Origin of the sequence: Lactobacillus sp. HBUAS51381 (assembly GCF_012641095.1) — a bacterium.
Taxonomy (GTDB): domain Bacteria; phylum Bacillota; class Bacilli; order Lactobacillales; family Lactobacillaceae; genus Levilactobacillus.
In genome coordinates, this window is the sequence record NZ_JAAVSC010000020.1 from 37,899 (window position 1) to 50,347 (window position 12,449).

General features: G+C 50.1%; 10 protein-coding genes. 5 read left to right on the top strand and 5 right to left on the bottom strand.

Going from position 1 to position 12,449, the window contains the following annotated elements:
* Nucleotides 1–157: 157 nt before the first annotated feature.
* A complete protein-coding gene (locus HEQ50_RS08095; RefSeq protein WP_168900012.1) occupies nucleotides 158–2,110 on the bottom strand; it encodes an ABC-F family ATP-binding cassette domain-containing protein in 1,953 nt (650 codons plus the stop codon).
* 435 nt (nucleotides 2,111–2,545) lie between these two features.
* Here HEQ50_RS08095 and HEQ50_RS08100 point away from each other — a divergent pair, with 435 nt between their 5' ends.
* The 4 genes from HEQ50_RS08100 (at nucleotide 2,546) to HEQ50_RS08115 (ending at nucleotide 7,728) form a co-directional block, all read left to right on the top strand.
* A complete protein-coding gene (locus tag HEQ50_RS08100) occupies nucleotides 2,546–3,184 on the top strand; it encodes a redox-sensing transcriptional repressor Rex (RefSeq protein WP_168900013.1) in 639 nt (212 codons plus the stop codon).
* 292 nt (nucleotides 3,185–3,476) lie between these two features.
* A complete protein-coding gene (groES, locus tag HEQ50_RS08105; RefSeq protein WP_168900014.1) occupies nucleotides 3,477–3,761 on the top strand; it encodes a co-chaperone GroES in 285 nt (94 codons plus the stop codon).
* A gap of 65 nt (nucleotides 3,762–3,826) precedes the next feature.
* The gene (groL, locus tag HEQ50_RS08110) at nucleotides 3,827–5,452 is read left to right on the top strand and encodes a chaperonin GroEL (protein WP_168900015.1); all 1,626 of its coding nucleotides are present in this window, start codon (nucleotides 3,827–3,829) and stop codon (nucleotides 5,450–5,452) included.
* 440 nt (nucleotides 5,453–5,892) lie between these two features.
* Nucleotides 5,893–7,728, top strand: a complete 1,836-nt coding sequence (locus tag HEQ50_RS08115) for an APC family permease (protein WP_168900016.1) — start codon at nucleotides 5,893–5,895, stop codon at nucleotides 7,726–7,728.
* Between the two features lie 128 nt (nucleotides 7,729–7,856).
* Here HEQ50_RS08115 and lrgB (HEQ50_RS08120) read toward each other — a convergent pair whose 3' ends face one another.
* The 4 genes from lrgB (HEQ50_RS08120) to HEQ50_RS08135 all read right to left on the bottom strand — a co-directional run bounded on the left by lrgB (HEQ50_RS08120) (nucleotide 7,857) and on the right by HEQ50_RS08135 (nucleotide 10,762).
* Nucleotides 7,857–8,663: an antiholin-like protein LrgB gene (gene lrgB, locus HEQ50_RS08120; RefSeq protein ID WP_211089274.1), complete on the bottom strand. Its 807-nt coding sequence runs from the start codon at nucleotides 8,661–8,663 to the stop codon at nucleotides 7,857–7,859.
* A 24-nt stretch (nucleotides 8,664–8,687) separates the two neighbouring features.
* Nucleotides 8,688–9,068 carry a CidA/LrgA family protein gene (locus tag HEQ50_RS08125; protein ID WP_232842717.1) on the bottom strand — a complete coding sequence of 127 codons (381 nt, stop codon included), beginning with the start codon at nucleotides 9,066–9,068 and terminating at the stop codon, nucleotides 8,688–8,690.
* A 401-nt stretch (nucleotides 9,069–9,469) separates the two neighbouring features.
* Nucleotides 9,470–10,276, bottom strand: coding sequence for an antiholin-like protein LrgB (gene lrgB / locus HEQ50_RS08130; protein ID WP_168900018.1), 807 nt, complete (start codon nucleotides 10,274–10,276; stop codon nucleotides 9,470–9,472).
* A 45-nt stretch (nucleotides 10,277–10,321) separates the two neighbouring features.
* Nucleotides 10,322–10,762: a CidA/LrgA family protein gene (locus tag HEQ50_RS08135; RefSeq protein ID WP_168900019.1), complete on the bottom strand. Its 441-nt coding sequence runs from the start codon at nucleotides 10,760–10,762 to the stop codon at nucleotides 10,322–10,324.
* 401 nt (nucleotides 10,763–11,163) lie between these two features.
* On the opposite strand from HEQ50_RS08135, the gene HEQ50_RS08140 reads away from it, so the two are divergent.
* Complete coding sequence (locus tag HEQ50_RS08140; RefSeq protein ID WP_168900020.1) at nucleotides 11,164–12,258, top strand: glycosyltransferase family 4 protein; 1,095 nt, start codon at nucleotides 11,164–11,166, stop codon at nucleotides 12,256–12,258.
* Nucleotides 12,259–12,449 lie beyond the last annotated feature (191 nt).

The following is a 12,449-nucleotide window of genomic DNA, read 5'->3' on the forward strand; positions in this document are numbered from 1 at the left end:
GTGAAAATGTGGGTAATGTTAATTTCTCTGTGGGGTGGGGATTCGGATTGGATATAAAGAATCAGTGTCGCCCCTTAAATTCTTAGGGGAACGACACTGATTTTGTGACTAAACGGCTAAAGGTTGAAAGTTCACGAATACGCTCCCGTCCCCAGCTTTAATCCGCAAAGTCTTCCAGTTCCAGACTCTTTTCCGTCCACGCATCCTCCGTTTCACTGAGTTGCGTGGTGACGGCCGTGAGCTGGGCCTGAAGGTCGGCCAATTTGCCGGCATCATTGAAGTTTTCCTCCTGACTCATTTCGGTTTCCACAGCGGTCTTTTGCTTCTCCAAGTCGCTCATCTGTTCCTCAAGTGCGGCGACCTGCCGGCTGAGTTTCCGCTTGGCCTTGGCCTGCTCCTTTTGCGCTTGGTAGTCGACCTGGGTCTGCTTCGGGGCCACAACGGTGGGGTGGGCTTCCTCCGCCTCGGCCGCTTCCTTGGCCGCATAGGCATCCTGCTCGGCCTTCTTGGCCACGTAGTAGTCGTAGTCACCCAGATAACGGGTCGTGCCCTCGGGGCTGAGTTCAACCACCTGGGTGGCAACTTGGTTAATGAAGTACCGGTCATGGGAGACGAACAGGATGGTGCCATCGAACTCATTGAGTGCGGTTTCCAAGACCTCACGACTGTCGATGTCCAAGTGGTTCGTGGGTTCATCGAGCATGAGAAAATTGTCGTGACGCATGGCTAGCTTCGTCAGTAACAGGCGGGCCCGTTCACCCCCACTGAGACTGTGGACGCTCTTGTCCACGTCGGCCCCGGTAAACAGAAAACTGCCAAGAATGGAGCGAATGTGGCCTTCGGGTGTGGTGGGATGGTCGTCCCACAGCTCATGCAGAACGGATTTCTTATCGTGCAGGGTCGCCTGATCCTGATCGTAGTAGCCGGTATCCACACCGGTACCAAAAATAATCTGGCCCTGAATGGCGGGAATCCGGCCCAAGATGGTCTTTAACAGGGTCGATTTACCGATCCCATTGGGGCCCACGATCGCCACGGCCTGGTGCTTCTTGATGTCCAGGTTAACGGGAGCGGCCAAGATCTGACCGTCATAGCCCACGGCACCGTTGACGACATCTAAGACGACATTACCACTCTGACGCTTGGGCCGAAAGCTGAACCGCGCCGCCTTTTCGTCGCCCTCGGGCCGGTCCATCTTGTCCATTTTTTCCAATTGCTTACGCCGAGCCTGAGCCCGCTTGGTGGTTGACGCCCGGACGATATTCTTGTTGACAAAGTCTTCCAGCTTGCTGATCTCGGTCTGCTGTTTATCGTATTCCTTCCAGGCCAACCGTAGGCGTTCCGCCTTGTCTGCGATGTAGTGGGAGTAGTTTCCGGGGTAGTGATCGAGGCCCCCGTGAGCCATATCGTAAACGTCGTTGACCACGTGATCCAGAAAATACCGGTCATGGGAAACGACGAGAATGGCGCCGGGATAACCTTGCAGGTAGCCTTCTAGCCACGTTAATGTCTCCACATCCAAGTGGTTCGTGGGTTCGTCCAAAATTAACAGATCCGGTCGTTCCAATAGGAGCTTGGCCAGGGCCAGTTGGGTTCGCTGACCACCGGACAACTCATTAATCGGTTTATCGTAATAGTCTTCATCGAATTCGAAACCGTGAAGAACGCCACGAATCTCGGCCTGATAGCCGTAACCGTTCTGATCGCTAAAGTCCTGTTGAAGTTGGTCATAGCTCGCGCTAATCTGATCGAATTGTTCCTGATTGGCGATGATGTCGGGGTCACTCATCTGTTGTTCGAGCTCGTGCATCCGTTTTTCCATCGCGATAAGTTTGGCAAAGACGCTGAGCATTTCGTTCCAAACGGTTTTAGTTGAAGCTAAGCCGGCATTCTGCGCTTGGTAGCCCATGGTCAGACCGCGCTTGGTGGTAATTTGACCCACGTCCGGCGTGGTTTCACCGGCAATCATTTTTAATAGGGTGGACTTACCCGCGCCGTTGCGGCCGACGAGGGCCACCCGGCCGTGCTCGGGGACGTCCATACTGACATTTTCGAAGAGGACACTGGCGCCGAATCGCCGCGTGACCTGTTGAACTTGTAAAAGAATCACGATTACTCACCCTCCTTTATTGGGAGTCGTTTTTTTTTTTAGGAAGTTTTTTAAGCGGTTATTGACTAAAGAAAATAGGGGGTAGCCGTCACTGACTAACTAGTGATTCGTGAAGTGACGCAACCATTACGCGTGGTTACCAACGATTGCCGTCTGACTGGTGATCGGTGTCACTAGCCCGATGTCGGTTACCGACTCGCGGAAATTGCGCCAAGCCAGTTCTGTCGTGGAACACGTCTAATCACTATTTTAGCATATTCTGCAGAGAGACCGAAATAAGCGAACAAATTGTGAAAAAAACTTGCAAATTCTTTCACAAGATGAACGGTTATGCTATAATCTATAAGAAAGTTGATTTCACAATCCAGACAATTATTTAAATATGAGGCTATCGCTTGTGAACGGTAGCCGGTTTCTTTAATAGGAGGTCACGTTTTGACAGAACAAAAAATCCCGCGGGCGACAGCGAAACGTTTGCCCATTTACTACCGTTATCTCAATATTTTGTTAGACGCTGATAAAACCCGAGTTTCTTCGACTGAATTGTCCGAAGCCGTTAAGGTCGATTCCGCAACAATTCGTCGGGATTTCTCGTATTTTGGGGCGCTCGGCAAGCGCGGATACGGTTATGACGTTGAAAGCTTAATCAAGTTCTTTAAGAAGATTTTGAATCAGGACCGCCTCACCAGCGTGGCTTTGATTGGGGTTGGAAATTTAGGCCATGCGCTCTTGAACTTTAATTTCCACCAAGACAGTAACGTCCGGATCAGCGCGGCCTTTGATGTGAAGCAAGAGATTGCCAACACGATTCAAAGCGGCGTTCCGATTTATCCGATGACGGATTTGCGGACCCAACTGGAAGAACAACAGATTGAAGTGGCCATCTTGACGGTGCCGTCACAAGTGGCTCAGGAGGTTACCGATGAGGCCGTGTCTGGCGGCGTCAAGGGGATCTTGAACTTCACGCCACTGCGGATCACGGTGCCCAAGGGCGTTCGCGTTCAAAACGTGGACTTAACCAACGAGCTACAGACGTTGATTTATTTCTTGGAACACTACAATAATTTAAACTAGAAAATGAAGCGTGCAATACGGACTGATGAGGTCGTGATCAGTCGGTAAATTTTAAAAAGGAATCTGGATGTCTTCGTCCGGGTTCCTTTTCTGTTGTGCGCAGTGATGACTGGGATTTGTCAAAAACCTACGAATCCCGCTCGTCATGGGCAACCACGGCAGTATCGGAGAAATTGTTTGTCAAATTCCTTGATTTTTAGAGGGAAAAACCATATATTAGATATTGTTGATTAGCACTTATGTTAGTCAAGTGCTAATAGTGCTAAAAAGTAAGTTTATTGGAGGGATTCAAGTGTTAAAACCATTAGGAGACCGCGTCATTTTGGATCAACCAGAAGAAGAAGAAACTACGGTTGGTGGCATTGTGCTCGCAAGTAATGCTCAAGAAAAGCCACAAACGGCGAACGTTGTCGCTGTCGGTGATGGCCGTGTGTTAGACAATGGCGAAAAGGTAGCCCCAACTGTTAAGGTTGGCGACAAGGTATTGTTTGATAAATACGCCGGTACTGAAGTCAAGTACCAAGACGCGACTTACCTTGTTTTACATGAAAAAGATTTGGTCGCCGTAATCGACTAAGCTTTTCCCACTTAAGAAGACTATCCAAATAATTCAAAAATTTTAGTATGAGGTGAATGATTAAAATGGCTAAAGAATTGAAATTCTCTGAAGATGCCCGTAGCAAGATGCTTGCCGGGGTTGATAAATTAGCTGATACGGTAAAGACCACCTTAGGACCTAAAGGCCGTAACGTGGTTTTGGAACAAAGCTATGGTAACCCAACCATCACCAACGATGGGGTTACGATCGCCAAGTCCATCGAACTTGAAGATCATTTCGAAAACATGGGGGCCAAGTTGGTTTCCGAAGTTGCTTCCAAGACTAACGACATCGCTGGTGACGGGACCACCACGGCTACGGTATTGACGCAAGCCATCGTTAACGAAGGCATGAAGAACGTCACGGCCGGTGCTAACCCTGTCGGCATTCGTCGGGGGATCGAAAAGGCAACCAAGGCTGCCGTTGACGGTCTGCACAAGATGTCACACGATGTTAAGACCAAGGACGATATTGCCCAAATCGCATCGATTTCATCTGCTAGCCAAGAAACGGGTAAGCTGATTGCTGACGCCATGGAAAAGGTTGGTAACGATGGGGTTATCACCATTGAAGAATCCCGTGGGGTTGATACCAGCTTGGATGTCGTTGAAGGGATGCAATTCGATCGGGGCTACATGTCACAATACATGGTCACCGACAACGACAAGATGGAAGCAAACTTGGACAATCCTTACATTTTGATCACCGACAAGAAGATTTCCAACATCCAAGACATCTTGCCATTGTTGCAATCCGTTGTTGAACAAAGCCGTTCACTGTTGATCATTGCCGATGACATCACCGGTGAAGCCTTACCAACCTTGGTTCTGAACAAGATGCGTGGGACCTTCAACGTGGTTGCTGTCAAGGCACCTGGCTTTGGTGACCGTCGTAAGGCGACCTTGCAAGATATCGCGGTTCTGACTGGTGGGACGGTCATCACTGATGACTTAGGCCTTAACTTGAAGGACACGACCATCGATCAATTAGGCCAAGCCCAAAAGGTTAACGTTACCAAGGACAACACCACGGTGGTTGAAGGTGCTGGTGCCAAGGATCAAATCGCCAACCGGGTTGCTGAGATCAAGGGCCAAATCGAAGAAACGACTTCTGACTTCGACCGTGACAAGTTGAAGGAACGTCTGGCTAAGTTAGCCGGCGGGGTTGCCGTTGTTCGGGTTGGTGCCGCAACCGAAACTGAATTGAAAGAACGTAAGTACCGCATTGAAGATGCTTTGAACGCAACGCGTGCCGCTGTTGAAGAAGGCTTCGTTGCTGGTGGTGGAACTGCTTTGATCAACGTGATCAAGGACGTTGCCGCTGTCAAGGCTGAAGGCGACGAACAGACCGGGGTTAACATCGTGCTTCGTGCCCTGGAAGAACCCGTTCGTCAAATCGCTGAAAATGCCGGTGTTGAAGGTTCCGTTGTCGTTGAACACCTGAAGGGTGAAAAAGAAGGCATCGGTTACAACGCTGCCGACAACCAATACGAAGACATGGTTAAGGCCGGGATTACCGACCCAACTAAGGTAACCCGTTCTGCTCTGCAAAACGCCGCATCCGTTTCCGCATTGTTGTTGACGACTGAAGCCGTTGTGGCTGACAAGCCAGAAGACAACCCAGCTCCTGCAGCACCTGCTAACCCAGCAGGTATGGGCGGTATGATGTAAAACTTAACCCACTAGTTCGCTAGTGCGTTGAAAGAAAAGGCCAATCGGATTTTCCGATTGGCCTTTTTGTAGTGCCACCAGGACCGCGGTGCCGGTGATGATAGACGATATAACGCGTCATGCTAGCTGTCCACTCATTGGGAGGGGGCGGCGTAAATAGCGTTTGGACACTGAATGAGAAATCGGATAAAAATTTGTGCTGAGGCGAACCGTCGATAAAACGCTTTCTTTTGCCGCAGGTCAACAATGTTAAATTTACGGCCGTTACGTGGAACCACACCGTTCGCGGTTTTCTTAGTTGCTATGCTGAACAGGAGTGGTATTGTGGAGTCAGTTGTAGTAGAATTACGTTTGCGTTTGAATTTGGAACGCCTTAATTAAGACTTTTTAGGCGGGTGCAAGCCCGTTTTCATTATTTATGGGATAAGGAGTAAGTAGTCATGTGGCATTATTTAAAGCGGGTTTTGATTGGGAAACCCCTAAAGACCATGGATGAAGGTGGCCAAGCGTTGACGAAGTTTAAGGCACTGGCCTTGCTGTCATCTGACGCGTTGTCCTCCGTGGCTTATGGTACTGAGCAAATTACGACGGTTCTGATTACCTTATCCGCGGCAGCCTTGATGTACCAATTGTGGGTTGCGGCGGTCGTGTTGGTTCTGTTGTTTGCGATCACGCTTTCATACCAACAGATTATCCATGCCTATCCATCGGGTGGTGGCGCCTATGTGGTTGCCAGCACGAACTGGGGGGAATCGGCAGGGTTAGTCGCCGGGGGATCCCTGTTGGTTGATTATATGCTGACCGTGGCGGTTTCGACGACATCTGGGACCGAGGCGATTACCGCCGCGATTCCGGTATTGTCGCCTTATTCGGTGCTGATTTCAGTGCTGATTGTGATTGGCATCATGTTGTTGAATTTACGGGGAATGCGGGAGTCCGCGGCGTTTCTTACCGGCCCCGTCTATTTCTTCATTCTGATGATCGTGGTTATGATCGGAATTGGGTTCTATAACATTGTTACCGGGAACATCACGTATCATGCGGCGGCACACTTGGGCAGTTCAGTTCAAGGGATGACCCTGTTGCTGTTCCTCCGGGCGTTCTCGTCCGGGTCGTCTTCCTTAACTGGGGTTGAGGCGATCAGTAATGCGGTGCCCAACTTTAAGAAGCCCAAGAGCCATAATGCGGCGGCAACGTTGGCCATTATGGCGACGATTCTGGCGGTCTTCTTCGGTGGGATTACGTTCCTGAGTTACTACATGGGGATTCGTCCTGTGGCCGGTCAAACCGTTCTTTCGCAAATTGGAATCGGCGTCTTCGGTCATGGCGTGATCTACTATCTCTTGCAATTATCTACGGCTTTGATTTTGGCCGTTGCGGCGAACACCGGGTTCTCGGCCTTTCCGATTCTGGCCTATAACTTGGCTAAAGATAAGTTCTTGCCCCACGCCTACTTGGACCGGGGGGACCGGCTGGGGTACTCTAACGGGATTATTTCCTTAGCCGTTGGTGCCGTGGTTCTGATCATGATCTTCCACGGGCAAACCACGCTCCTGATTCCCCTCTATGCAATCGGGGTTTTCGTGCCATTTACGTTATCGCAATCGGGGATGATTATCCACTGGTTCCGCGTAAGAGAGGGCATCTGGCTGGGCAAGGCGTTTGTTAACCTAGTTGGGACCTTGATATCGGCGGCATTGGTGACTATTCTCTTGTTCACCCGGTTTGCCAACGTTTGGCCATATCTGATCATCATGCCCCTGCTATTGCTGCTGTTTTATCGCATTCACCAGCATTACAAGAAGGTTGCCCAGCAATTACGGGTGGCGGCCAAGACGAAGGCCGACATGCATGAATACGATGGCGCAACGGTCATTGTGTTGGTCAGCAACATTACGCGGGTGACCGCTGGAGCCATCAACTACGCGCGGTCCATTGGGGACTACGTGATTGCGATGCACGTCTCCTTTGACGAGAATCCGGAGAAGGAGCACAAGACGGCGCAGGAATTCAAAGAAGAATTTCCGGACATTCGTTTTGTGGATATTCACTCGTCTTACCGGTCGATTGCGACGCCAACGCTGCGCTTCTGTGATGTCATTGCGAAGCGGGCAGCCGAGCGGAACTTCACCACGACCGTGCTGGTACCGCAGTTCGTGCCGCGGCATCCTTGGCAAAACGTCCTGCATAACCAAACGGCGTTACGCTTACGGACCACCCTGAACTCACGAGAAAATATTATCGTTTCCACTTATAACTACCACTTGAAAGAGTAGTTCCGAAAGACCCGCAAAACCACTTTGGTTTTGCGGGCCTTTTTGGATAAAAATTGGTGAAGCGATGTATCCGCGGTGCCTGACTAATTGTAAGGCAGGCGGTCAGGTGACGACCGAAAACGGGGAAGTTAACGCAGGCCCACCAACGAAGCGAATGGCGGTACCAGGAGGTCAACCACGATGGAAATGATGACCACGGCAATCGAGGCCATGGACCCTTGGATGGAGCCCAACTGAACGGCCTTGGCCGAGCCGACCGTGTGACCGGCAGTCCCCAGCCCTAACCCGGCACCGATGGGATCCTTGTCAATCCGGAAGAACTTGACCAACCAGTCGCCCAGTGCGTAAATAATGACGGAGTTCAGGATACAAGCCGTCGCCGTGACCGCGCCAACCCCACCGATGGCGTTCGAGATTGGCATGGCGATGGCCGTCGTGGCCGCCTGGGGTAGCATGGAGGCAATCCCCACCGTATCGAGCCCAATGAGCTTAGCCGCCTCATAGATGACCAATAGCGAGATACTGAGGCCAATGATCAGGGATAGGATAATCTCAAGCCAAAAGCGTTTGACGATGTCGTTACGGCGGTAGAGGGGCATGGCAAACGCAATGGTCGCGGGATTTAGGAACCAGAAGATAATGTCTCCACCGGGTTTATAGGCGGAACGGTAGAATGTTGCGGTTGAAGTGCCAAAGACTTTGGCCAGTAAGAACAAGACCAGAATACCGAGCACCATCCCGACAAAGAGCGGCTGAAATAGGAAAAAGCCTTTACTAATTTTGAAGAGCCATTGGCCGATTAAGTACACGACCAGCGACAAGAAGATACCAAAGATGGCGTTACCAGCGGTGGAGCCGTCGGCGTTGTTTCCGAGACCATCGCCGAGCCATTTGCCCCACAACGCTAAATTGGGGTTTTCAGCTAAAATTAACATGTTATAACCTTCTTCATTTAGGCGCTAAAGTGTCGACTCTTGTTCCACCGCATTACTGCGGTGAAACAGGTGTTGCCGAAGCCAGATTAGTCCAACGGCGGTGTAGCTGACCAGCACCAACATGACAATGGTCGCGATCAGCACAACCGCCGTGATCTGCAGGCCCTGAGCCTTTAGAATATCCAGGCTGGCCGCAAGTTGAACGCCGGCGGGAACAAAGAGAAAAGCAATCAGGCTGATCATAAAATCAGCGAATTTTTCGACGTTACGTAATTTTAAAATGTGAGTGGCCAGTAGGGTGTAGAGAATCACAATCCCAATGACTGGCGTGGGGACGGGGAGCGAGGCTGGAAACAGGGGTGAGATGAGGCTTGCTACAAAGAGAATTGCAGCGAAGATACTCATCTGAACCAGAATAGGTGTAGGTTGTTCCTCAGTCGCCGTCTCGGTCGTTGCATGCTGTTGAGCCAAGATAAAGTCTCCTTTCAAACGCAAAGCTAGAAGCAGCGATGCGAGAGGAGTCTCAAAGGAAGACCTTGGCAGAGGCAGAATGAAACTTGCTGTGAAACCGCTCTCAATCGCTCACCATCATTATATGGGATTTAAACGGTTCGCACAAGCGAAATCTGCGGTGTGACGCGGTTTATAGGGTTACTTGTGCAACGTTTTGGGCTTGCAAGCAGCCGACCTAGGTTTCAAAAAGCTTTTCAGGACGACTAATTTTTCACAAGCGCTAAATTTCCAGTCAAAAAGGATGAACGATTGTCGGAAACGGCTAAAATTAAAATTATTTTTGTTAGACGTGACTACTTGAGACCCATGAATGCGGCAAACGGGGGAACGACGATGTCAACCACGATAGAAATGATCACGACCGCGATTGAGGCCATCGAGCCTTGGATTGACCCTAGTTGCAGGGCCTTGGCGGACCCCACGGTGTGGCCGGCGGTTCCTAACCCTAACCCGGCACCAATGGGATCATTGTTGATCCGGAAGAACTTGACCAGCCAGTCTCCCAGCGCGTAGATAATGACGGCGTTGAGAATGCAGGCCATAGCGGTGACCGCGGCGTCGCCACCAATCGCCGTCGCAATTGGCATGGCGATAGCCGTGGTTGCGGCCTGTGGTAGCATGGAGGCAATCCCGATATCGTTGAGGCCCAGGAGCTTGGCGGCGCCGTAGATGAAGAACAGCGAGGCAATCAAGCCGATGATTAGGGACAGGACGATTTCAAGCCAGAACCGCTTGACGATGTCGTTTCGCCGGTACAGAGGAATGGCGAAGGCAATCGTTGCGGGATTCAGGAACCAGAAGATGATGTCCCCACCGGGTTTGTAAGCCGACTTATAAAAGGTTGCGGTCGTGGTCCCAAAGAACTTGGCCATGAGAAACAGAACGAAGATCCCCAGTACCATGCCGACGAAGAGGGGCTGGAAGAGAAAGAACCCCTTGCCAATCTTAAAGAGCCACTGGCCGATTAAGTAAACCACTAGCGACAGGAAAATACCGAAGATGGCGTTGCCTGCAGGGGCACCGGTCGCGTTGGTGCCGAGGGCATCACCTAACCACTTGCCCCAGACGGCCATGTGGGGTGTTGCTGTCAAAATTATCATGAACACTCATCTCTCTTATGCGTTTAACGTGTGACGGAATCCTAATTATGACTTAACATCAACGCTACGGTGGAAGATATGCTTACGAATCCAAATCATCCCAGCCGTGGTATAGGCCACGACGACCAACATGACTATTGTGGCGATGAGCACCACCCCCACGATTTGTAGCCCTTGCGTCTTCAAGATGTTCAGGCTCGCGGCGAGCTGAATACCAGAAGGAACGAAGAGAAAGGCAATCAGACTGATCATAAAATCACCGAATTTCTCAACATTGCGTAGCTTAACGATGTGGGTCGCCAGTAGCACGTAAAGGATAATGAGTCCGATAACGGGCGTAGGTACGGGAAAAGATGGTGGGAAGAGGGGTGAAATCAGACTGGAGACAAATAGAATCGCCGCGAAAATCGCCATTTGCACGATGATTGGCGAGGGCTTCTCTTCAGTCTGCTCAGTTGTCTGGGGAACTTTGTCTTGGCTAGCCATAGAAAAATCTCCTTTCAATGAAACACCAAACCAAACCGACAATCGACCTAATTTCACAAGAAAATTAGGCGCTTATTATAAAGAAATTAATAAGGACTTAATCACTCTCGAACTAACCTCATTATATTGGGAGGCTGACGAATACACAAGCTTAATCTCCGCAAGTCCAGTAATTACGGTGGATTTATTAACTGAGGCTTTGACGACCTGACTAGGCAGTTGTTTTCATCGGTTTTTCGCTGAACTAACTAAGCGCTGAATAGACGACTGAACTTTGTGAAAATCGGTCAGACCAATTGAAAACCTTAACTTTTCTGAACATTCTGAAACTAGCGGTTGTGTTTAAATTGGGAGATTTGTATAATTAGCAAAAGATATGTAGAAAAGAAAGAGGACACTTTATGAGATTTGAGATTATTGTTAGCTTATTTGCTACCATGATTATCTCCGCAGTCCTAACGCCGTTTGTACGCCGTTTTGCGTTTCAAATAGGTGCGGTGGATAAACCGAATCAGCGACGGGTCAATAAGATCCCAATGCCAACGTTGGGTGGCCTGGCGATTTTTATCGCGTTTACATTTTCAACCATGTTCCTCTTGCGTGACCAAATACCGACGCAACAGCTGTGGGGCCTGTTTGGCGGTGAATGTATCATCATCGCGGGGGGCATGATTGATGATGTCTTTGAACTAAAGCCGCGGCAAAAGGTGATGTTTCAACTAGCTGCAGCACTGGAAGTTTATTTTGTGGCGGGCGTGCGGATGCGTTACCTAACGCTGCCTTTCGTGGGTGTCTGGCATTTTGGCTGGTTAGCACTGCCGATCACGTTGCTGTGGATCGTGGCCATCGTGAATGCCATCAACCTGATCGACGGGTTGGACGGTTTGGCCACAGGGGTCTCAATCATTGCGTTGACCACTACCGGGATTACGGGCCTGTTCTTCCTGAACGTTGCCAACACGTGGGTCGCCATCATGATCTTTGCGCTGGTTGCCGCGATGGTGGGCTTCCTGCCGTATAATTTCTTTCCGGCCCGGATATACTTGGGAGATACCGGTGCCCAGTTTATTGGGTTTATGATCGCGTGCTTCTCGTTGTATGGGTTGAAGAACGTCACGTTTATCTCCGTGATTATCCCCGTGATTATTCTCGGGGTACCGATCACGGACACGGTCTACGCGATGATTCGGCGGATTTTAAACAAACAGCCTATTTCGCATGCCGATAAACACCACCTGCACCACCGGCTGATGCAATTGGGCTTGACCCACCGGCAGACGGTGCTGGTGATTTATGGGATTGCGTTGATTTTTTCCTTTATTTCATTACTATACCCACTGTCGACCATTTGGGGATCCGTGCTGCTGACAATCGCCATTCTGATTGGTTTGGAACTCTTTGTCGAAGCCATTGGCTTGGTCGGGTCGGATCGCCAACCGCTCTTGCATTGGATCAAGCGCATTGTAAAGCAACTGACATCTAAAAATTCAGATTAAGTTTAAGCGACTAAAGGTTGAAAGATAGAAAACAGCTACGAATTCTGGTGTGACAAGGATAACAGCCATTATAGTATGATTGTCGCGTACTTGCCGCCTTACCGTTCGCCAAATTTGGTCTGGATCGCTGTGGGAAGGATCGGGAAAAGCCGAAGTGCTGTCTTTTCCCTCGCTTTGAGCCGAAATTCACG

Excerpts from the sequence above, each read along its gene's own strand:
- groL (WP_168900015.1), top strand. The coding sequence starts at position 3,827 with ATGGCTAAAGAATTGAAATTCTCTGAAGATGCCCGTAGCAAGATGCTT.
- HEQ50_RS08115 (WP_168900016.1), top strand. The coding sequence starts at position 5,893 with ATGTGGCATTATTTAAAGCGGGTTTTGATTGGGAAACCCCTAAAGACC.
- lrgB (WP_211089274.1), bottom strand. The coding sequence starts at position 8,663 with ATGTTAATTTTAGCTGAAAACCCCAATTTAGCGTTGTGGGGCAAATGG.
- HEQ50_RS08125 (WP_232842717.1), bottom strand. The coding sequence starts at position 9,068 with ATGAGTATCTTCGCTGCAATTCTCTTTGTAGCAAGCCTCATCTCACCC.
- lrgB (WP_168900018.1), bottom strand. The coding sequence starts at position 10,276 with ATGATAATTTTGACAGCAACACCCCACATGGCCGTCTGGGGCAAGTGG.
- HEQ50_RS08135 (WP_168900019.1), bottom strand. The coding sequence starts at position 10,762 with ATGGCTAGCCAAGACAAAGTTCCCCAGACAACTGAGCAGACTGAAGAG.
- HEQ50_RS08140 (WP_168900020.1), top strand. The coding sequence starts at position 11,164 with ATGAGATTTGAGATTATTGTTAGCTTATTTGCTACCATGATTATCTCC.